Consider the following 19812-nt stretch of genomic DNA (forward strand, 5'->3'; position numbering starts at 1 on the left):
GGTGGCGACGACCAAGGAGTACGCACGCGTGTCTTCCCTCTTCCCGGCCCTGACCGGCGCCCCGACCGAGACCGGCGCCCCGGCGCAGGCCGGTCCCCCGCCCGGGGCCGACCGGCCCGCCCTGCGCTTCGGCGAGCGGTCCCTGACGTACGCGGAGCTGGCCGCCGCGGCCGGGGCCGTGGCGGACCGGATCCGGGCCGCGCGCCGGGTCGCGGTCTGGGCGGCCCCGGCGCCGGAGACGGCCGTCGGCGTCGTCGGCGCGCTCCTCGCCGGGGTGCCCGCGGTGCCGCTGAACCCGAAGTCGGGCGCGAAGGAGCTCGGGCACATCCTGTCCGACAGCGCGCCGGACCTGGTGCTCACCGCCCCCGGCGCCGAACTCCCGCCCGCGCTGCGGGGGACGGCGCGCGTCGACGTCGACGTGCGCGCGGCCGGGACCGTCCCGGACGACCGCGCCGACGACGGCGACCCCGCCCTGATCGTCTACACCTCCGGCACCACCGGCCCGCCCAAGGGCGCCGTCCTCCCCCGCCGGGCCGTCGCCGCCACCCTGGACGCGCTCGCCGACGCCTGGCGGTGGACCGGCGACGACGTGCTGGTGCACGGGCTGCCGCTGTTCCACGTGCACGGGCTGGTGCTGGGCGTCCTCGGTCCGCTGCGCCGCGGCGGGTCCGTGCGGCACCTGGGCGGCTTCACCACCGAGGGCGTGACGCGGGAGCTGAACGCGGGCGCCACCATGCTGTTCGGGGTGCCGACGATGTACCACCGCATCGCGGAGGCGCTGCCCGCCGACCCGGACCTGGCGAAGGCCCTGCGCCGGGCGCGGCTGCTGGTGTCCGGCTCGGCCGCGCTGCCCGTGCACGACCACGAGCGGATCGCCGCCGCGACCGGCCGCCGGGTGATCGAGCGGTACGGCATGACGGAGACGCTGATGAACACCAGCGTGCGGGTGGACGGAGAGGCGCGGCCGGGCACCGTCGGCGTCCCGCTGCCCGGCGTCGGGCTGCGGCTGGTGGCGGAGGACGGGGCGCCGATCACCGCGCGCGACGGCGAGACGGTGGGCGAGATCCAGGTGCGCGGCCCGAACCTGTTCACCGGGTATCTGAACCGGCCCGACGCCACCGCCGCCGCCTTCACCGCCGACGGCTGGTTCCGCACCGGCGACATGGCGGTGCGCGACCCCGACGGCTGCGTCCGGATCGTCGGCCGCAAGGCCACCGACCTGATCAAGAGCGGCGGATACAGGATCGGGGCCGGCGAGATCGAGAACGCGCTGCTGGAGCATCCGGGGGTGCGGGAGGCGGCCGTCACCGGCGAGCCCGACCCCGACCTGGGCGAGCGGATCGTCGCGTGGATCGTCCCCGCCGACCCGCAGGCCCCGCCCGGGCTCGACGAGCTGGCCGGCCACGTCGCCCGCCGGCTCGCCCCGCACAAGCGGCCCCGCGTCGTGCGCCACCTCGACGCCCTGCCCCGCAACGACATGGGGAAGGTCGTGAAGCGGGCGCTGGCCGAGGGCTGACCGCCCGGCCGCCCGCGGGGTCCGGGCCCCGGCCGCCGGCGACCGCACCGAACCGCCGCCGGCGCGCGGGTCCGGACCCGGCGGCCCGCTGTCCCGGCGGGGCTCCGGCACCCGGTGCGCCCCGCGCGTGCGGGGCGCGGCGGGCGGCGCGCGTCACCGGGCGCACGGGGCGCGGGAGCCGGCGGCGGGCGACGAGCCGCGGCCCCGGCGCCCCGCCGGCGCGCGGAGGACCGGCGGGGCGGATTCCCCCGTTCGGCGGCCACTCGCCCGGTCCCCTCCAGAAGGCGCTCCCGCCCCACCGCCCGCACGATGCCAGGGAGGTCCGCCGCCCGGCGGTCCCCCATGGTCCGCGCTCTCGGGAGGAACCGCCATGACCGCCAGTCTGGAGCAGTTGCGCCGCTGTCATCTCGCCGTCGACCTGGGGGCGGCCCGGACCCGCGTCTACGTGAAGGGGGACGGCCTCGTCGTCGACCAGCCGTCCGTCGCCGCCGTGAACACCCGCACCGGCGCCCTCATCGCGGTCGGCGAGTTCGCGCAGAGGATGACGGGCCGCACGCCCGGCTACATCCGCGTCGTACGGCCCGTCTCCGGCGGCACGGTCGTCGACATCGAGATGGCCCAGCGGATGCTGCGGCACCTGCTCGGCGACAAGGTCCGCCGCTCCCTGCGCCGCAGGCCCCGCCTGCGCGCCGCCGCCTGCACCCCGCACGACGCCGACCCGCTGGCCCGGCGCGCCACCGTCGAGACCCTGGTCGGTCTGGGCGCCCGCCGGGTGGAACTCGTCGACACCCTGATCGCCGCGGCCGTCGGCTGCGGACTGCCCGTGGAGCGTCCCGAAGCCAGCATGATCATGGTGTGCGGGGCGGCGGCCACGCAGGTCGCCGTGCTCTCCCTCGGCGCGATCGTGGCCGCCGAGCGGATCCCGGTCGGCGGCGAGGCCGTCGACCACGCGATCGTGCAGCACCTGCGCCACCGGCACGAGCTGATGCTGCCCGGCCAGTCGGTGCGACCCCTGCAGCTCGCCCTGTCCGGCAACGGGCTCACCCCGCACGGGCCGGCGTCGACGGAGGTCCACGGCCGGGACGTCGCCACCGGCCTCGCCCGGTCCGTGCGGGTCGACACCGCCGCCGTGCGGGACGCCATCCAGACCCCGCTGACCGCCGTCCTCGACGGCATCGGCAAGGTGCTGCGGGACTGCCCGCCCGACCTGGTCGCCGACCTCGTCGACCGCGGGGTCACGATGGTCGGCGGCAGCGCGCTGCTGCCCGGCCTCGACGAGATGCTGCGGCAGGCCACCGGGATGCCGGTGCACGTCGCCGAACGCCCCGACGTGTGCGCCGTGCAGGGCCTGGGCGCCATGCTGGAGGGCCGGGTCGAGCCGCTGGCCCTGGACTCGCTGGCGTCCTGAACCCGCGCCGGCGAACCGGCCGGGCGGGGGCGCCGTCCGTCCGTCACCGCCCGAACCAGCACCGTACGGTCGTGCCGTCCCGCGCGGTGTGCAGCCGCACCAGGTCCGAGACGAGGTTGACCAGCAGCAGCCCGCGCCCGCCGCGCTGGTCGCGCGGGGCGGGCCGGCGCCCGGCCAGCGGGTCGTCGAGCCGTCCCCTGTCGCGGACCTCGCACACCACGTACCCGTCCTCGGCCCACACCCGCAGCACGCCCGTGCCCCCGCCGTGCACCACGCTGTTGGTGACCAGTTCGGCGGTGACGAGCGTGAGGTCCTCCAGCCGGACGCCCCGCAGGCCGAGCCGCTCGCCCCGGCCGGCGGCGACGTGCCGGGCGTGGGACAGGGAGTCCCGGTCGAAGGAGAGGGCCGGCGCGTCCGGTGCCGGCGGCAGCGGTTCGTTGTAGCGGGCGACGACGTCGGCGGGGGCGTACGCCGCGCTGTCCCGCTCCCGCCCGGAGCCGGCGGCGATGACGGTGGGGTGGGTGGCGCACGCGTCGGCGAGGACCCGCTCGTCGAGGCGCGCGGTGTCGTACGGGCACAGGATGGTCGCCTCGCGGCCCCGGAAGGCCGCGTTGATCAGCGCCTCGTGCTGGGCGCAGGCCGGGTACTCGGCGGCCGAGCGGCCGGCCCAGATCGGTTCGCCGACGATCCGCACCCGCCGGCCGGGCGGCTGGGCGTCGGCGAAGGCGCGCAGCACCCCGGGGATGATCCGCCCGGGGTTGCGTCCGGCCTCCCGCATGTCGAGGAACGTCACGGCGTCGGCGCCGTCGCCCAGCGCGTCCCTGATCAGCGTGAGGTTCTCCCCGGGCACCGCCACGGCGACCGGCTCGCCGGCCCGGAGCGCCGCCCGGACGAAGGGGAGCGTGCCCGCGAGGTACTCGCGTTCGTCCCGGTAGAACAGGGCGGGATGGGCGAAGGGCCCGAGCGGCTCGGACGGCGGGAAGGGTTCGGCCACGGCACTCATGACATCGGCACCTCGATCACCGGCAGGTCGGGCCGGAACAGGTCCGGCAGCCGGCGCGGCGCAGGCGGCGGCCGGTACGGCACAGACCGCCGCCCTCCGGGAGCCGCCGTGCGGCGGCCCCGAGCGCACCGACGCCGACGACGTCCACGAACGTCACGTCGGACAGCTCCAGGTCGTACACCTCCTCGCCCTCGCGCACCGCCTGCGCCGGCACGCGTCCCCGCGTCTCGCGCGTCCCCGGGACGGCCTCGCCCGCGGCCCGCACACCTGCGCGCCCGGCCGGTGCCTCGCGCCGAGTGCCCACCCTCGTCTGCCGTAGTCGCGGACGAGGCGGCCCCTACCCTCCCGGTCCCGGGTCATACCCCGGCGCCGGGTGTACCCGCCCGTACGGCGGGCAGGCGCACTGGAAGCACCGCCGGGCCCCGCGGGGCCGGGCCCACGGCTCCGCGGCCGGCGCCCGGCGACGACGGGGCACGTGACGCCGTGAAATCCGTCGAGGACCCGACAGGACCGACGAGGACCGACAAGGCGGTGACATGACCTCAGCGGCACCATCCCTGGCAGGGAGGCTGAACACCCTGGTCATCGACAGTCATGTGGACGCGGACCAGGCCCGGCTCGTCCCACGCGGGGAGCTCGTGCACGGCTGCGCGGACGTGCTGGCCGGGACACTGGACCGGCTGCCGGCCGGCGTCCGCCGGGTCGACCTGGACATGGGCGGCGTGGTGTTCATGGACACGGCCGGACTGCAGTTCCTGGACGTGCTGGGCGACTACGGCCGGCGGCGGTCGGTCCCGGTGACGGCCACGAACTGGAACGGCCAGCCGCGCCGCATCCTGGAACTGGCCGGCCTGGACACCACCGATCCCCTGCGCTGCGCCGCCCGCCGCGCCGCCCCGGACACGGACCGCGGGCCCGGCCCGGCGGCTCCGGACGTGTCCCAGGGGCCCGGCCCGGCGGCTTCGGCCCTGTCCGCGGTGGCGCGGGAACGCGCGGAACGGCTGCTGCGCCTCCAGGAGCTCCAGCAGGAAGTGGAACAGCTGCGCCAGGCGATCACCTCGCGCCCGGTGATCGACCAGGCCCGCGGCATCCTCATGGCCGTCCACGGCTGCACCTCCGATGAGGCCTGGCACATCCTGCGGGAGGCCTCCCAGCTCTCCAACACCAAGCTCCGCCGGGTCGCCGAGGCGGTCACCGCCAGCGCCGTCGCCACCGCCCCGCCTCCGCCCCCGGCCCTGCGCACGGCCCTGCGCACGGCGATATCCCGCCTGCGCGCCTGAGCTCCCGCCCGTGTTCCCGACCTCGCCCGCACACCTGGCCCGCGCCTTCGGCCCCGGCGCCCCCGCGCCCTGGTGTCACCGTGCCGGGTGGGGTACCCGCCAGGCGAGAGACCGCCCCACAGGAGGCACCACGATGACCGAGCACACTCCGTCCCAGGCCCGGAGCGACCGCGACAAGCCGGCCCTCGACCACCCGACCCCGTCCCAGGCCGAGGGCGACCGCGACGACGAGCAGCCGGCCTTCGACTACCCGACGCCCTCCCAGGCCGAGGGCGACCGCGACGACGACACCGTCGACGCCCCGGCCCCGGGCGCCGGCGGCTCCGGCTGACACGGCCGCGGCGCGGCGGTCCCGGTACGGCGGGCGGGAGCCCGGCGCGGCGGCCGGTCCAGGGCCCTGCGCCGGCTGCTCTGCGCGGAGGCCCACCGGTTCCCGGATCTGCTGGAGACCACGGGAACCGGCCGGATCACCGAGGCGCTGGCCGACCGGTTCGCGCGCCTCACGCTCAGCGGCCACCTGCGCACCCCCGATCCGGCCGAGGCCGCGGAGCAGTTCCTCGCGCTCCTGACCGGTCCCGCCGAGGCGCGGTCCCGCTTCGGGACCCGCGAGCTCCCCGACGAGGCCCTGCGGTCCCTGGCCCGGGCGGCGGCCGGTACGTTCTGCAGCGCCTTCGGTCCCCGGCCCGCCGCACCGCCGGCCGGCCGGTCCGGATAGCCCCGGGGGACGGCCACCCGACGCGCCGCCGCCCGGGCCGGACTGCCGGCCGCGGCCCGGGCCCGCCTCGCCCTGTGCGGCCACGACGCGACCGGCGTCCGGGACATCGCCCGCGACGCGGGGCCGACCCGGCGCTGATCTTCCGTTACCTCGGTTCCGAGGAGCGGCTCTTCGAGCAGGCGGCGCAGAGCTTCCAGGGCGCCCGGGACCACGAGGCGGCGTCCATGACGTCGAGCACCGCGGACCGACCGCCGCGCCACTCGCTCGACGAGAGCCTGCACCACCTCTGCCGAAGGAAGGCGTACGGGGTGCCGGCCGGGAGGGGCTGAGGGGGTTTCAGCGCCGTCCCCCGTGCCCGGGCGTGGCGTCCCGCGGGCGGGGACGGCTCCTCCCCCTGCTTCTGGTGGGGCGGGTGGGACTCGAACCCACGGCCGACGGATTATGAGTCCGCTGCTCTAACCGGCTGAGCTACCGCCCCATAGCGGCGTGTCGCGTACATGTGTGCGCGCCGTCTGCCGCAGCATAGCCGGTCATACGATCTACTGCCTCGGATGGTCGGCTACGCCACGGCGTTCATGACCTTGAGGACTCCACCGCACCCCGTACGGTTCCCGCGGCCGCGCGGCGGAGTGAGGGAAGACACGTGAGAAGGCCATGAAAAAGGACCCCTTCGGGGTCCTCGTTCAGCGTGCTCCCCCGACTGGACTCGAACCAGTAACCTGCCGGTTAACAGCCGGCTGCTCTGCCAATTGAGCTACGGAGGACCGAGCTCCCCCGACTGGACTCGAACCAGTAACCTGCCGGTTAACAGCCGGCTGCTCTGCCAATTGAGCTACGGAGGAATGCCTCGTTGCATCGAACGCATCTGCCTGGGTATTCGCCAGGGGGCGCGCGCTCGCTGCGACACATACATTAGCGCAAGCAGGGGGGTGCTCCGCCAATCGGTACCTCCCGGCGCCGACGCCGCACCGGAGACCTACGCAAGGAAGGGTGGCCGCCATGCGTTACCGGCTCACGTTCGTCGCCGGACTCGCCCTGGGTTACGTGCTGGGCACGAAGGCCGGGCGCGAACGCTACGAGCAGCTGAAGAAGTCCGCACAGCAGATCGCGCAGAACCCCGCGGTCCGCAACACCGCCGAGACGGCGGCCCAGCAGAGCCGCCAGTTCGCCGACAAGGCGTACCACGCGGTCAGCGACAAGGTCGGCGACCGCGTGCCCGACTCGGTGGCCCAGCGGGTGCGGTCCCTGCGGGAGCGCAGCGCGAACGGCAGCGGCACGGACGACTGGGGCACCAGCGCCACCTAGCGCTCCGGCAGGCGCCGTTCGCCCGCGGGGAGCGGCGCCCCGCGCACTCCCGCCGCACCGGCCGGAGGCCCGGGTACGTCCGGTACCCGGGCCTCCGGCCGGTGCGGCGCGCAGGGGCCGCTCCCCCGCCCTCGCCGCGGCGGGGGAAGGTGCCGGGCGTCACAGCGGGGCGAACGCCGCCTGCCGGGACACCGGGAACACATCCGGCGCAGCCACCCCGCGCGGTGCGGCAGAATTTTGGCCATGGGGATAGTCGCCGGGTTGGACAGTTCGCCCGATTTCACTCGCATCGTCGTCTGCGACGCGGACACGGGGGCCGTACTGAGGCAGGGATACGCGCCGCATCCGGTCGAGAGTCCCGAGGGCGGCGGCCGCCCCGCCGACGTCGATCCGCAGGCGTGGCTGCTGTCCCTCGGGGAGGCGGCGGGCGGCGGGCTGCTCGAAGGCGTGCAGGCCATCGGTGTCTCCGCGCAGCAGAACGCGGTCGTGCCGCTGGACGCGCAGGGCAACACCGTGCGCCCGGCCATGGTCGGCGGCGACAAGCGGACGCAGGTCGCGGCGGCCGACCTGGTCGACGCGCTCGGGGGGCGCGAGGCGTGGGCGCAGGCGGTGGGATGCGTGCCGCAGGCCGCGCAGCCGGTGACCAAGCTGCGCTGGCTGGCCCGCACCGAGCCGGACAGCGCCCTGCGCACCGCCGTCCTGATGCAGGCCCACGACTGGCTGGTGTGGCAGTTGCTCGGGCGGCCGCTCCGAAGGACCACCGACCGGGGCGGGGCCTCCGGCACGGGCTACTGGTCGGCGGCGACCGGCGCCTACCGGCCCGATCTCGTCGAGCTCGCGCTCGGCCACCAGGCCGTGCTGCCCGAGGTCGTCGGACCCGCCGACGCGGCCGGCACGACGCCGGAGGGGCTGCTGATCTCCGCCGGGACCGGCGAGACGATGGCCGCCGCCTTCGGGCTGGGGGTCGGGCCCGGGGACGCGGTGGTCTCCCTCGGGGCCTCCGGGTCCGTGATGGCCGTGCACCCCGAGCCGCTGCTCGACCAGTCCGGGACGATCACCGCGCTGGCCGACGCGACCGGCCTGCACCTGCCGGCCGTCACCACCCTGAACGCCGTACGGGCCCTGCGCGGCACCGCCGAGCTGCTCGGGCTGCCCGATCTGGAGAGCCTGTCGGACCTGGCGATGAAGTCGACGCCGGGGGCGCACGGGCTGGTGCTGCTGCCGTACCTGGAGGGCGAGCGGACGCCGAACCTGCCGCACACCGCGGGGACCCTGGCCGGGCTGCGGCGCGAGTCGATGAAGCCGGAGCACCTGGCGCGGGCCGCGTTCGAGGGGATGCTGTGCGGGCTCGCCGACGCCCTCGACGTGCTGCGCGGCCGGGGCGTGGAGGTGCGGCGGATCTTCCTGCTGGGGCCGGCCGCCGAACTGCCCGCCGTACAGGCGGCGGCGCCCTCGCTGTTCGGGACGCAGGTCGTCGTACCGCAGCCCGCGGACTACGCCGCGATCGGCGCGGCCCGGCAGGCGGCCTGGGCGCTCGGCGTGTCGCGGGGCACACTCGATCCGCGCACCCCGCCGGCCTGGCAGGGCGCGGTCGCGCAGGTGCTGGAGCCGGGCGAGGAGCTGGCGGTGGGTCAGGCGGTGCGCCAGCAGTTCGTGTCGGTGCGCGAGCAGACCCATCCGGGGGCGTTCCGGCCGTGACCGCCGCCCGCGGCCGCTCCCGGGGCGGGGACCGGCGGGGCCCGCTCGCGGACCCTGTTGGCTTAATCAGTTGAGGTAACGCGGGTGGAGTGTTCGACGATAGGGGCCAGGAGCAACCACCTGCCCCCATCGCCGACTCCGAGAGACCCAGCGTGCTCATACGACTTCTGCGGGCCTGTCTCAGGCCCTACCGAAAACCCATCGCCCTGCTGGTGCTGCTGCAGTTCCTGCAGACCTGCGCCACCCTCTACCTGCCCACGCTGAACGCGGACATCATCGACGAAGGCGTCGTGCGCGGCGACACCGGCTACATCCTGGGCTTCGGCTCCCTCATGATCGGCATCTCGCTGGTCCAGGTCGTGTGCAACATCGGTGCCGTGTACTACGGCGCGCGGACGGCCTCGGCGCTCGGCCGGGACCTGCGGGCCGCCGTCTTCGACCGGGTGCAGTCCTTCTCCGCGCGCGAGGTCGGCCACTTCGGCGCCCCGTCGCTGATCACCCGGACGACCAACGACGTCCAGCAGGTGCAGATGCTGGCCCTGATGACGTTCACGCTGATGGTGTCGGCGCCCATCATGTGCGTCGGCGGCATCGTGCTGGCGCTCGGCCTGGACGTGCCGCTGTCCGGGGTGCTGGTCGCCGTCGTGCCGGTGCTGGGCGTCTGCGTGACGCTGATCGTGCGGCGGCTGCGTCCGCTGTTCCGGGCCATGCAGGAGCGGCTGGACACGGTGAACCGGGTGCTGCGCGAGCAGATCACCGGCAACCGGGTCATCCGCGCCTTCGTCCGCGACGAGTACGAGCAGCAGCGCTTCCGCCGGGCCAACGCCGACCTGACCGAGATGGCGCTGGGCGCCGGCAACCTGCTCGCGCTGATGTTCCCGGTGGTCATGACGGTGGTCAACCTGTCGTCGATCGCGGTGGTGTGGATCGGCGCGCACCGCATCGACGGCGGCGACATGGGGATCGGCGACCTGACGGCGTTCCTCGCCTACCTCATGCAGATCGTCATGTCCGTGATGATGGCCACCTTCATGTTCATGATGGTGCCGCGCGCGGAGGTGTGCGCCGAGCGCATCCAGGAGGTGCTGGACACCGCGTCGAGCGTCGTGCCGCCGGCCGCGCCCGTCACCGAGCTGCGCCGCCACGGCCATCTGGAGATCCGCGGGGCGGGCTTCCGCTACCCGGGGGCGGAGGAGCCGGTGCTGAAGGACGTCGACCTCGTCGCCCGGCCGGGTGAGATCACGGCCGTGATCGGCTCGACCGGCAGCGGCAAGTCCACGCTGCTGGGGCTGGTGCCCCGGCTCTTCGACGCCACCGACGGACAGGTCCTGGTCGACGGGGTGGACGTACGGACCGTCGATCCGGCGCTGCTGGCGCGGACCGTCGGGCTGGTCCCGCAGAAGCCCTACCTGTTCGCGGGCACGGTCGCGACCAATCTGCGGTACGGCAATCCGGACGCCACCGACGAGGAGCTGTGGCACGCGCTCCAGGTGGCGCAGGCCAAGGACTTCGTGGAGCGGCTGGAGGGCGGGCTGGACGCGCCGATCGCGCAGGGCGGCGGCAACGTCTCCGGCGGTCAGCGCCAGCGGCTGGCCATCGCCCGCACCCTGGTGCAGCGCCCGGAAATCTACCTCTTCGACGACTCCTTCTCCGCGCTCGACTACGCCACCGACGCGGCCCTGCGCGCGGCCCTGGCCCGGGAGACGGCGGAGGCGACCGTCGTCATCGTCGCCCAGCGGGTGGCGACGATCCGGGACGCCGACCGGATCGTCGTCCTCGACGAGGGCCGGGTCGTCGGCACGGGCCGGCACCACGAGCTGATGGCGGACAACGACACCTACCGGGAGATCGTGCTCTCCCAGCTCACGGAAGCGGAGGCTGCCTGATGGCCGGGCCCGCGGCGCGGATGATGGCCGGGGGCGGCCCCGACCAGCACACGATGGACTTCGGCAAGTCGGGCCGGCGGCTCGTGGCGCGGTTCGCGCCGGAGCGGCTGACGCTCGGCGTGCTGCTGCTGTGCACGGTCCTCAGCGTCGGCCTGAGCGTGATCGGGCCGAAGATCCTCGGCCGGGCCACCGACCTGGTCTTCGCCGGGATCGTCGGCCGGGACATGCCGTCCGGGGTGTCGAAGGAGCAGGTCCTCGACTCGCTGCGCGAGCGCGGCGACGGCGACGTCGCCGACATGCTGCGCGGTACGGACTTCACGCCGGGCGAGGGCATCGACTTCACGGCCGTCGGGAACGTCCTGCTGCTGGCGCTGGCCGTGTTCACGGTCGCCGGGCTGCTGATGGCGGTAGCGACGCGGCTGGTGAACCGGGCCGTGAACCGGACGATGTACCGGATGCGCGAGGACGTGCAGGCGAAGCTGTCGCGGCTGCCGCTGTCGTACTTCGACCGGCGGCAGCGCGGCGAGGTGCTCAGCCGGGCGACGAACGACATCGACAACATCGGGCAGACGCTCCAGCAGTCGATGGGCCAGCTGATCAACTCGCTGCTGACCATCGTCGGCGTGCTGGCGATGATGTTCTACGTCTCCTGGATCCTGGCGCTGGTCGCGCTGGTGACCGTGCCGCTGTCGTTCGTCGTCGCCACGCGCGTCGGCAAGCGGTCGCAGCCGCACTTCGTGCAGCAGTGGCGCACCACCGGCCGGCTCAACGCGCACATCGAGGAGATGTACACCGGGCACACGCTGGTGAAGGTGTTCGGCCGGCAGGAGGAGTCGGCGCGGCGGTTCGCCGAGGAGAACGAGGCGCTGTACGAGGCCGGGTTCCGGGCGCAGTTCAACAGCGGGGTCATGCAGCCGCTGATGTTCTTCGTGTCGAACCTCAACTACGTGCTGGTCGCGGTCGTGGGCGGGCTGCGGGTCGCCTCCGGCGCCCTGTCCATCGGGGACGTGCAGGCCTTCATCCAGTACTCGCGGCAGTTCTCGATGCCGCTGACGCAGGTCGCGTCGATGGCGAACCTGGTCCAGTCGGGCGTCGCCTCCGCCGAGCGGATCTTCGAGCTGCTGGACGCGGAGGAGCAGACGGCGGACCCCGTGCCGGGGGTGCGGCCGGAGCGGCTGCGCGGCCGGGTGGAGCTGGAGCACGTGTCCTTCCGGTACGACCCCGACAAGCCGCTGATCGAGGACCTGTCGCTGACCGTGGAGCCCGGGCAGACGGTCGCGATCGTCGGCCCGACCGGCGCGGGCAAGACCACGCTGGTCAATCTGCTCATGCGGTTCTACGAGGTCACCGGCGGGCGCATCACCCTCGACGGCGTGGACATCGCTCGGATGTCGCGGGACGAGCTGCGCGCCGGGATCGGCATGGTGCTGCAGGACACCTGGCTGTTCGGCGGCACCATCGCGGAGAACATCGCGTACGGGGCCGCCCGGGAGGTCACCCGCGGGGAGATCGAGGAGGCCGCGCGGGCCGCGCACGCCGACCGGTTCATCCGTACGCTGCCCGACGGCTACGACACGGTGATCGACGACGAGGGCAGCGGGGTGAGCGCCGGTGAGAAGCAGCTCATCACCATCGCGCGGGCGTTCCTGTCCGACCCGGTGATCCTGGTGCTGGACGAGGCGACGAGCTCGGTCGACACCCGGACCGAGGTGCTGATCCAGAAGGCGATGGCCAAACTGGCCCACGGGCGGACGTCGTTCGTCATCGCGCACCGGCTCTCCACCATCCGGGACGCGGACACGATCCTGGTGATGGAGAACGGGGCGATCGTCGAGCAGGGCGCCCATGCCGAGCTGCTCGCGGCGGGCGGCGCCTACGCGCGGCTGTACGAGGCGCAGTTCGCGCAGGCGGTGGCCGAGGTCGACTAGGTCACCGGCCGGCGGCCGGGCGGCCGGGGGCGGTCCCGTCGTGCGGCGCGGCGGGACCGCCCGGGCCGGCCCGGCAGGGGCGGAGGGGCGCCGCCTTGTTCGCGTCCCGTTCACGCGGGGGACCACGGACCCTCACCCGGGTGAGGTCTTCGCTGCCGAGCATCTGTCTCCCTTGAATCGACGCTCGAGCAGGGGGGCTTGAGATGTTCGAGTCGATCGCCGACTTCTTCGGTGGATTGAGCAACGGGCAGATGTGGGCGGGCGCCCTGGTGTGCGCCCTGTGCGCGGGCCTCATGGCGTTCTGGCTGGACCGGTACCAGGGGTGGCGGCGGATCAGCTGGAGCGAGGTCTACAACGGGCCCATCAACAAGCACATCAACAGCCAGCCGCCGCCCGGCATGTGGGAGATCCACTGGCAGGGCCGTCCGATCAGCGAGGGCAGCCTGGTCATTCTCGAAGTGCGCAACTCCGGTGTGCAGACGCTCGAACCGGAGCACTTCGCGGCCCCCGTCACCTTCACGTTCCCCGGCAAGGAGGTCGTGCACTTCAAGGTGCGGGACGCCGGCGAACCGCTGGAGGCGGCCCTGCGCCCGGTGCCGCCCGCGCGGTCCGCGGCCGGGCCGGCGGACGATCCTCCGGGCGCGGTCCGGACCGCGTCCCGGCAGACCGACACGATCGTCCTGCCGCTCTTCACCCTGAACCGGCGCGAGCACTTCCGGCTCCTGGTGCTGCTGGAGGACGACGGGGCCGGCGCCGCACCGAAACCCCCAAAGATCATCTCGGGCGGGAAGCTGAAGGGCGGCCGCATCAAGCAGACCGCCGGACGGGCCAGACGCCGGTGGGCCACCGCCATCGTCGTGACGCTCATCGTGGCCCTGAGCCTGGGCGCGGGCGTCTACGCCGACAACGCGAGTCTGAGACTCGACGCCGCCTGCTCCCCGGGCCGGCTGACGGTGACGGGCTCGACCGCCTTCTCCCCCCTCGCCCACCAGGTCAAGGAGGCGTACGAGGAGCAGTGCCGCGACACCGACGTGGTGCTGGAGGCGACCAACAGCAGCGCGGGGCTGGACCGGCTGCGCGCGAACACGGCGGCGGAGAGCATCGCCATGGTGGACACCGTGGCCGGGCAGCCTCTGGAGCGGGGCCTCGACGCCCACCGCGTCGGCGTCCTGGTCTACGCCGTCGTGGCCAACCAGTCACTGGCGAGAAGCCTGGGCCCCGGCGAGTCGCTCTGGGAGCGGGGACTGCGCCAGGAGCAGCTCGCGCAGATCTTCGCCGGGGAAGAGGCCGACGACGAGGGCGGACTCCTCGCCGACCCGCCCGTGGCCGTGGTCCGGGCCGACGGCTCGGGCACCCGGCACGCCTTCGAGACGCGGGTCACCGGCCGGAAGAGCCCGGCGTCCGTCCCGCCGTGCGCCCCCGGCGCGACCGGAGTGTGCTCCGTGGGGTCCACGATGGAACTGCTCGACTACGTGAACCGGACGCCGAACGCCATCGGGTACGCCGAGGCCGACGCCCTGCCGTTCTTCCCCAACGTGCGGACCGTGCCGATCAACAGCACTCCCCCGGCCAAGGACGACGTCCTCGACGGCGACTACCCCTTCTGGGCCTCCGAGATCCTCTACACCCGCGCGGGCGCGACCGGGCTGACCCGCAACTTCCTCGACTTCCTGCGCAGCCGGGGGGTCTCCAAGCTCCTGGAGGGCCGGGGCTTCCTGCCGTGCCGGGAGCTGCGGGACTCCGTCGTCGAGGAGATGAGGTGCGGCGACGGCTAGGGCCCTTGTGGCGGCCCCGCGCGCAAGGGGGGAGCGGCGTTCGGTGCGTGCGCCCGGCGGGCCGGCGTCCTCAGTCCAGGTAGCCCCGCAGCTGGTCGGCGAAGGCGTGGTCGCGCAGCTTGTCGAGGGTCTTGGACTCGATCTGCCGTATCCGTTCCCGGGTGACGCCGAAGATGCGCCCTATCTCCTCCAGGGTGCGGGGGCGGCCGTCGGCCAGGCCGTAGCGGAGCTGCACCACCTTGCGTTCGCGCTCGCCCAGCGTCGACAGCACCGCCTCCAGGTGCTCGCGCAGCAGCAGGAACGCGGCCGACTCGACCGGGCTGGCGGCGTCGCCGTCCTCGATCAGGTCGCCGAGGGCCACGTCGTCCTCCTCGCCGACCGGGGCGTGCAGGGAGACGGGCTCCTGGGCGAGGCGGAGGATCTCGCCGACCCGCTCGGGCGGCAGGTCCAGGTGGGCGGCGACCTCCTGCGGCGTCGGCTCGCGGCCGCGTTCCTGGAGCATGCGGCGCTGGGCGCGGACGACGCGGTTGATGAGCTCCACGACGTGGACGGGGACGCGGATGGTGCGGGCCTGGTCGGCCAGGGCGCGGGACATGGCCTGGCGGATCCACCAGGTGGCGTACGTGGAGAACTTGTAGCCGCGGGCGTAGTCGAACTTCTCGACGGCCCGGATGAGGCCGAGGTTGCCTTCCTGGACGAGGTCGAGCATGGTCAGGCCGCGCCCCGCGTACCGTTTGGCCACGGACACCACGAGCCGCAGGTTCGCCTCGATCAGGCGGCGCTTGGCCATGCGGCCCATGACGACCAGCCGGTCCAGGTCGAGGGCCAGCCGGGTGTCGAGGTCGGGGGTGTTCAGCAGCTTCTCCTCGGCGAACAGGCCCGCCTCGACGCGGCGGGCGAGTTCGACCTCCTCGGCCGCGGTGAGCAGGGGGATGCGGCCGATCTCGCGCAGGTACTGGCGGAACAGGTCCGCGGAGGGGCCGCCGGTCTCCGGGCGGGCGGGCGGCGGTCCGACGGGCTCGGCCGCCTCCAGCGCCCCGGCCGGGGGTTCCGCCGGCTCGGGCGGGTCCACGGGGTCCGTCCCGGGGTGGTGCACGGCACGGTTCAGCGGGGGCACCGCGACGAACACGTCGGTCTCGGCGTCCGGTTCCGTGCCGTCCGTACTGATGTCGGTCTGGACGAGGGTCTGGGTCTGCACGGGGGCGACCTCCAGGATGATCGCTGCTAGAGGGGTACGGCAGCGGTACTTCGGGGGCGGAGTCGGCGGCCTCGCCGCCGTCCGTCCCGTACGCGGTGGGCGGGACCGCGGGGGTCCGGGGCCCGTGGGGGGACGGCCGGCCGCGCTCCGGGGACTCAGGCACCGGAACCCAGTGTGGGGTAAGACACATCGCCGCCACGAGGGGCGTGCGGTGACTTTTTGCGTCCGGTCCGTGACGGGGTGGTTATCCGGGCCGTCCGGCCGCCGGCCCCGAGGACCGGCCGGCGCCGGGGCCGCTCCCCCGCCGTCCGGCGCGGCGCCGGGCGGGCGGCCGGGGTGCCGCCGGACGGCTCCCCGGCCGCCGTGGCGGGAGGCGGGCCACCTGCCCGCGGCACGACCCGGTGCCGCGGGGCATCACGCGACACCGAGTGGCACCCCTTGGCGCCACCCAGCGCCATGCGACGCCACATGGCGCCAAACGGTGCCACTCCACGCTCCCGGCGGCGTACGAGCGCATACGGCACCACCATCGCCCGCCCCTCTCTCCCCGTGTTTCCGCAGCTCAAAAGAGGGGCTGACACATACGCGCACCACGTGATGCCAATCCGGCTTGCGCATAGCGCCATGATGGTGCCATCATGGCGTTATGGACCTCACGCCGTATGTCGACACCCTCCGCCGCGAACTCGCGGTGGCCGCCGAAGCCGGCGGGGACGAAGCCCGCGAGCTGGCCGAGCGGCTCACCGCCCCCCTGGAGTCGGCGACCCGCCTGACCCTGCTCAACGTGCTCTCCGCCGCGATGGACGAGATCACCCGCGAGCTCGCCCCCGGCTCGGTCGACGTACGGCTGCGCGGACTGGACCCCGACTTCGTGGTGACGCCGCCGCCGGCGGGCGCCCCCGCGGAGCCGGCCGCGCCCGTCGAACCGTTCCCGGCCGCGGCCCCGGCCGACGCCGACGAGGGCGGCACCGCCCGCGTCAACCTGCGCCTGCCGGCCCACCTCAAGGCACGCGTGGAGGAGGCCGCCGGCCGCGAGGGCCTGTCGGTCAACGCGTGGCTGGTGCGGGCCGTGTCGGCCGCGATCGACGGCGGCGCGGGACCGCGCACGGCGGAGCAGGCCCGGACCGTCGGACAAAGCTTCACAGGCTGGGTGCGCTAGCCGCGCCCCGCCCGCACCACTCCACCCAGACCACGTCCCACCAGCGGGGACGTCCCAGAGAGCCAGGAGGACGGGACAGCCATGCCTTCTTTCGACACCCCCGGAGCAATCTCGGTCACCGCCTACGTGCAGGCCGGTTCCATCCAGTTCACCGCGAGCGACCGCCCCGACACCGTCGTCGAGGTGCGGCCCCGCGACCCGAAGAAGGAGCAGGACGTGCGGGCGGCCGACCAGACCGAGGTCGGTTACGCGAGCGGCGTGCTGACCGTCCGCACGCCCAAGCCCCCGCTGCTCGGCCTCGGCCGCACCGGCACCGTCGACGTGACGGTCGGCCTGCCCACCGGGTCGCACGTCGAGATGACCGGCGCCTGGGCCCAGGTGCTCGGCGAGGGCCGGCTGGGCGAGGTCCGCGTGAAGACCTCGTCCGGCGACGTCCGCCTCGACACCACCGGCCCGTTGCAGCTGACCGCCTCGCACGGCTCGATCACCGTGGACCGCGTCGAGGGCCCGGCCGAGATCACCACCAGCTCCGGCAGCCTGCGCGTCGGCCTCGTCGACGGCTCCGCGGTGCTGAAGAACTCGCACGGCACCACGACCGTCGGCGCCGCGACCGGCGAGCTGCGGGTGAGGGGCGCCAACGGCGACATCGACATCGCCCGCGCCGAGGACTCGGTCACCGTCGCCACCGCCCACGGCACCCTGCGCGTGGGCGAAGTGGTCCGCGGCACCGTCCAGCTGGAGACCTCCTACGGCGCCATCGAGGTCGGCGTCCGGGAGGGCACCGCCGCCTGGCTCGACGTCAGCTCGGGCTCCGGCCAGGTGCGCAACGCGCTCACCGCGTCCGAGACCCCGGAGCAGACCGAGGACACCGTCAAGGTCCACGCCCGCACCCGGCACGGCAACATCGACATCCGCCGCGCCCGGGCCTGAGCACCACGCCCCCGACCGCTCCCCGCCCACCTCGGGCTCCGAACGGAGAACCCCATGCCCTCTTCTGTCATGCTCACATCCACCAGGGGCGGCGATCACGCGTCGCCGGCCGCCGTCTCCGCCGTCGGCTTACGCAAGTCCTACGGCGACAGGACCGTCCTCGACGGCATCGACCTGCACATCCCGGCCGGCTCGGTCTTCGCGCTGCTCGGCCCGAACGGCGCCGGCAAGACCACCGCCGTGAAGATCCTGTCCACGCTCATCACCGCCGACGGCGGACAGGCCCGGGTCGCGGGCCACGACCTCGCCGCCGACCCGCAGGCCGTGCGCGCCGCGATCGGGGTGACCGGGCAGTTCTCCGCCGTCGACGGCCTGATCACCGGCGAGGAGAACATGCTCCTCATGGCGGACCTGCACCACCTGCCCCGGCGCGAGGGGCGGCGGGTCGCCGCCGAGCTGCTGGAGCGCTTCGACCTGACCGACGCGGCGAAGAAGCCCGCCGCCACCTACTCCGGCGGCATGAAGCGCCGCCTGGACATCGCCATGACCCTGGTCGGCGGCCCGCGGATCATCTTCCTCGACGAGCCCACCACCGGCCTCGACCCGCGCAGCCGCCACAGCATGTGGCAGATCATCCGCGAGCTGGTCACCGGCGGCGTCACCGTCTTCCTCACCACCCAGTACCTGGAGGAGGCCGACCAGCTCGCCGACCGCATCGCCGTGCTCGACGGCGGCAGGATCGCCGCCGAAGGGAGCGCCGAGGAACTGAAGCGGCTCGTCCCCGGCGGGCACGTCCGGCTCCGCTTCACCGACCCGGCCGCCCACCGGTCCGCCGCCGCCGCGCTGCGCGAGGCCGCCCTCCCCCACGCCCGGCCCCGCCCCGGCGGCAGAACCCCCGCCGACGAGGCGCTCGCCCTGCGGATCCCCTCGGACGGCAGCCAGCGCGAACTGCGCTCCATCCTCGACTGGCTGGACGCCGCCGGCATCGAGGCGGACGAGCTGACCGTGCACACCCCCGACCTCGACGACGTGTTCTTCGCCCTCACCGGCGGCACCGACCCCCAGCCCGGCCGGCCCGGCCGACCCGAGGAGGATGTCCGATGAGCTCCCTGTCCCTCGCCGTGCGCGACTCGTCCACGATGCTGCGCCGCACCCTGCTGCACGCCCGCCGCTACCCGTCCCTGACGCTGAACCTGCTGCTCACGCCGGTCATGCTGCTGCTGCTCTTCGTCTACGTCTTCGGCGACGTGATGAGCGCCGGCCTCGGGGGCGGCGGGGCGGACCGGTCCGACTACCTCGCCTACCTCGTCCCGGGCATCCTGATGATGACCGTCGCGGGCACCGTGGTCGGGACCGCGGTGTCCGTCTCCATGGACATGACCGAGGGCATCATCGCCCGCTTCCGCACGATGGCGATCCACCGCGGCTCCGTGCTCATCGGGCACGTCGTCGGCAGCGTGCTGCAGTCGGTCGCCAGCGTGGTCCTGGTGGGCGCCGTCGCCGTGGCCATCGGCTTCCGGTCCGCCGACGCCACGGCCCTGGAGTGGCTGGCGGCGTTCGGGCTGATGGCGCTGGTCGCCCTGGCGCTCACCTGGATCGCGGTCGGCGCGGGCCTGGTCAGCCCCAACGTCGAGGCGGCCAGCAACAACGCGATGCCGCTGATCGTCCTGCCGCTCGTCTCCAGCGCCTTCGTCCCCGTCGACGCGATGCCGGGCTGGTTCCAGCCGATCGCCGAGTACCAGCCCTTCACCCCGGCCATCGAGACCCTGCGCGGCCTGCTGCTCGGCAGCGAGATCGGCCACAACGGCTGGCTGGCCGTCGCCTGGTGCCTGGCCCTCTCCGGGCTCGGCTACTTCTGGTCGAAGGCGGTCTTCGACCGCGACCCGAAGTAACCGGGACGACCACGCGGGCCGCCACCCGCGGCCGCCCGAGGGCGGCGTGCTCCGACACAGTGTCGGCGTACGCCGCCCCGCCCGCGTTCCCCCCGCCGCCCGCCGGGCCCGGGGCGCGG

At 74.4% G+C, this 19812-nt stretch carries 16 protein-coding genes, 3 tRNA genes and 1 pseudogene; 14 read left to right on the forward strand and 6 right to left on the reverse strand.

Annotated elements, in window-relative coordinates; genetic code table 11:
* Positions 1-28: 28 nt before the first annotated feature.
* Positions 29-1516, forward strand: coding sequence for an acyl-CoA synthetase (locus ACIBAI_RS00825; protein ID WP_399030252.1), 1488 nt, complete (start codon positions 29-31; stop codon positions 1514-1516).
* A gap of 370 nt (positions 1517-1886) precedes the next feature.
* Complete coding sequence (locus tag ACIBAI_RS00830) at positions 1887-2924, forward strand: rod shape-determining protein (protein ID WP_399030253.1); 1038 nt, start codon at positions 1887-1889, stop codon at positions 2922-2924.
* A gap of 43 nt (positions 2925-2967) precedes the next feature.
* Here the strand turns inward: ACIBAI_RS00830 and ACIBAI_RS00835 are convergent, their stop codons facing one another.
* Both ACIBAI_RS00835 and ACIBAI_RS00840 read right to left on the reverse strand, forming a co-directional pair.
* Entirely contained in the window at positions 2968-3927 is a 960-nt protein-coding gene (locus ACIBAI_RS00835; RefSeq protein ID WP_399030254.1) for an anti-sigma factor RsbA family regulatory protein, read from the reverse strand.
* A 16-nt stretch (positions 3928-3943) separates the two neighbouring features.
* Positions 3944-4141, reverse strand: coding sequence for a hypothetical protein (locus ACIBAI_RS00840; RefSeq protein WP_399030255.1), 198 nt, complete (start codon positions 4139-4141; stop codon positions 3944-3946).
* Positions 4142-4463: 322 nt separating this feature from the next.
* On the opposite strand from ACIBAI_RS00840, the gene ACIBAI_RS00845 reads away from it, so the two are divergent.
* From ACIBAI_RS00845 to ACIBAI_RS00855, 3 genes are all read left to right on the forward strand, one after another.
* Positions 4464-5207 (forward strand): ANTAR domain-containing protein, encoded by a 744-nt coding sequence (locus ACIBAI_RS00845; RefSeq protein WP_399030256.1) that lies wholly within the window; start codon positions 4464-4466, stop codon positions 5205-5207.
* A 133-nt stretch (positions 5208-5340) separates the two neighbouring features.
* Entirely contained in the window at positions 5341-5538 is a 198-nt protein-coding gene (locus ACIBAI_RS00850; protein ID WP_399030257.1) for a hypothetical protein, read from the forward strand.
* 66 nt (positions 5539-5604) lie between these two features.
* Positions 5605-5922: a TetR/AcrR family transcriptional regulator C-terminal domain-containing protein gene (locus tag ACIBAI_RS00855; RefSeq protein ID WP_399030711.1), complete on the forward strand. Its 318-nt coding sequence runs from the start codon at positions 5605-5607 to the stop codon at positions 5920-5922.
* A 401-nt stretch (positions 5923-6323) separates the two neighbouring features.
* Here the strand turns inward: ACIBAI_RS00855 and ACIBAI_RS00860 are convergent.
* The 3 genes from ACIBAI_RS00860 to ACIBAI_RS00870 form a co-directional block, all read right to left on the reverse strand.
* Positions 6324-6400: transfer RNA gene (locus ACIBAI_RS00860), tRNA-Ile, on the reverse strand.
* A gap of 213 nt (positions 6401-6613) precedes the next feature.
* A tRNA-Asn gene (locus tag ACIBAI_RS00865) sits at positions 6614-6686 on the reverse strand.
* A gap of 5 nt (positions 6687-6691) precedes the next feature.
* Positions 6692-6764 (reverse strand) — tRNA-Asn (locus ACIBAI_RS00870).
* A 157-nt stretch (positions 6765-6921) separates the two neighbouring features.
* Here ACIBAI_RS00870 and ACIBAI_RS00875 point away from each other — a divergent pair.
* The 5 genes from ACIBAI_RS00875 to ACIBAI_RS00895 all read left to right on the forward strand — a co-directional run bounded on the left by ACIBAI_RS00875 (position 6922) and on the right by ACIBAI_RS00895 (position 14514).
* The gene (locus ACIBAI_RS00875; protein ID WP_344601842.1) at positions 6922-7227 is read left to right on the forward strand and encodes a YtxH domain-containing protein; all 306 of its coding nucleotides are present in this window, start codon (positions 6922-6924) and stop codon (positions 7225-7227) included.
* A gap of 243 nt (positions 7228-7470) precedes the next feature.
* Entirely contained in the window at positions 7471-8925 is a 1455-nt protein-coding gene (locus ACIBAI_RS00880) for an FGGY family carbohydrate kinase (protein ID WP_399030258.1), read from the forward strand.
* Positions 8926-9077: 152 nt separating this feature from the next.
* Positions 9078-10811 (forward strand): ABC transporter ATP-binding protein, encoded by a 1734-nt coding sequence (locus ACIBAI_RS00885; protein WP_399030259.1) that lies wholly within the window; start codon positions 9078-9080, stop codon positions 10809-10811.
* Positions 10811-12739 (forward strand): ABC transporter ATP-binding protein, encoded by a 1929-nt coding sequence (locus ACIBAI_RS00890; protein WP_399030260.1) that lies wholly within the window; start codon positions 10811-10813, stop codon positions 12737-12739. The genes ACIBAI_RS00885 and ACIBAI_RS00890 overlap by 1 nt, the downstream gene beginning before the upstream one ends.
* A gap of 203 nt (positions 12740-12942) precedes the next feature.
* Entirely contained in the window at positions 12943-14514 is a 1572-nt protein-coding gene (locus ACIBAI_RS00895; RefSeq protein WP_399030261.1) for a PstS family phosphate ABC transporter substrate-binding protein, read from the forward strand.
* Between the two features lie 70 nt (positions 14515-14584).
* Here ACIBAI_RS00895 and ACIBAI_RS00900 read toward each other — a convergent pair.
* A pseudogene (locus ACIBAI_RS00900) lies at positions 14585-15875 on the reverse strand (RNA polymerase sigma factor).
* Positions 15876-16358: 483 nt separating this feature from the next.
* Between ACIBAI_RS00900 and ACIBAI_RS00905 the strand changes: the two are divergent.
* From ACIBAI_RS00905 to ACIBAI_RS00920, 4 genes are all read left to right on the forward strand, one after another.
* Complete coding sequence (locus ACIBAI_RS00905) at positions 16359-16871, forward strand: hypothetical protein (protein ID WP_399030262.1); 513 nt, start codon at positions 16359-16361, stop codon at positions 16869-16871.
* 81 nt (positions 16872-16952) lie between these two features.
* A complete protein-coding gene (locus tag ACIBAI_RS00910; RefSeq protein ID WP_399030263.1) occupies positions 16953-17801 on the forward strand; it encodes a DUF4097 family beta strand repeat-containing protein in 849 nt (282 codons plus the stop codon).
* A gap of 54 nt (positions 17802-17855) precedes the next feature.
* Positions 17856-18905 (forward strand): ATP-binding cassette domain-containing protein, encoded by a 1050-nt coding sequence (locus ACIBAI_RS00915; RefSeq protein WP_399030264.1) that lies wholly within the window; start codon positions 17856-17858, stop codon positions 18903-18905.
* Positions 18902-19693, forward strand: coding sequence for an ABC transporter permease (locus ACIBAI_RS00920; protein WP_399030265.1), 792 nt, complete (start codon positions 18902-18904; stop codon positions 19691-19693). Before ACIBAI_RS00915 ends, ACIBAI_RS00920 begins: the two co-directional genes overlap by 4 nt.
* The last annotated feature ends 119 nt before the right edge of the window (positions 19694-19812 follow it).

This window comes from Streptomyces sp. NPDC051041, from assembly GCF_044456065.1.
Classification (GTDB): domain Bacteria; phylum Actinomycetota; class Actinomycetes; order Streptomycetales; family Streptomycetaceae; genus Streptomyces; species Streptomyces glaucus.

Bases quoted from the DNA above. Each gene is read 5' to 3' on its own strand.
- ACIBAI_RS00895 (WP_399030261.1), top strand. From the start codon at position 12,943: ATGTTCGAGTCGATCGCCGACTTCTTCGGTGGATTGAGCAACGGGCAG.
- ACIBAI_RS00890 (WP_399030260.1), top strand. From the start codon at position 10,811: ATGGCCGGGCCCGCGGCGCGGATGATGGCCGGGGGCGGCCCCGACCAG.
- ACIBAI_RS00920 (WP_399030265.1), top strand. From the start codon at position 18,902: ATGAGCTCCCTGTCCCTCGCCGTGCGCGACTCGTCCACGATGCTGCGC.
- ACIBAI_RS00915 (WP_399030264.1), top strand. From the start codon at position 17,856: ATGCCCTCTTCTGTCATGCTCACATCCACCAGGGGCGGCGATCACGCG.
- ACIBAI_RS00850 (WP_399030257.1), top strand. From the start codon at position 5,341: ATGACCGAGCACACTCCGTCCCAGGCCCGGAGCGACCGCGACAAGCCG.
- ACIBAI_RS00845 (WP_399030256.1), top strand. From the start codon at position 4,464: ATGACCTCAGCGGCACCATCCCTGGCAGGGAGGCTGAACACCCTGGTC.
- ACIBAI_RS00910 (WP_399030263.1), top strand. From the start codon at position 16,953: ATGCCTTCTTTCGACACCCCCGGAGCAATCTCGGTCACCGCCTACGTG.
- ACIBAI_RS00830 (WP_399030253.1), top strand. From the start codon at position 1,887: ATGACCGCCAGTCTGGAGCAGTTGCGCCGCTGTCATCTCGCCGTCGAC.
- ACIBAI_RS00905 (WP_399030262.1), top strand. From the start codon at position 16,359: ATGGACCTCACGCCGTATGTCGACACCCTCCGCCGCGAACTCGCGGTG.
- ACIBAI_RS00875 (WP_344601842.1), top strand. From the start codon at position 6,922: ATGCGTTACCGGCTCACGTTCGTCGCCGGACTCGCCCTGGGTTACGTG.
- ACIBAI_RS00835 (WP_399030254.1), bottom strand. From the start codon at position 3,927: ATGAGTGCCGTGGCCGAACCCTTCCCGCCGTCCGAGCCGCTCGGGCCC.
- ACIBAI_RS00880 (WP_399030258.1), top strand. From the start codon at position 7,471: ATGGGGATAGTCGCCGGGTTGGACAGTTCGCCCGATTTCACTCGCATC.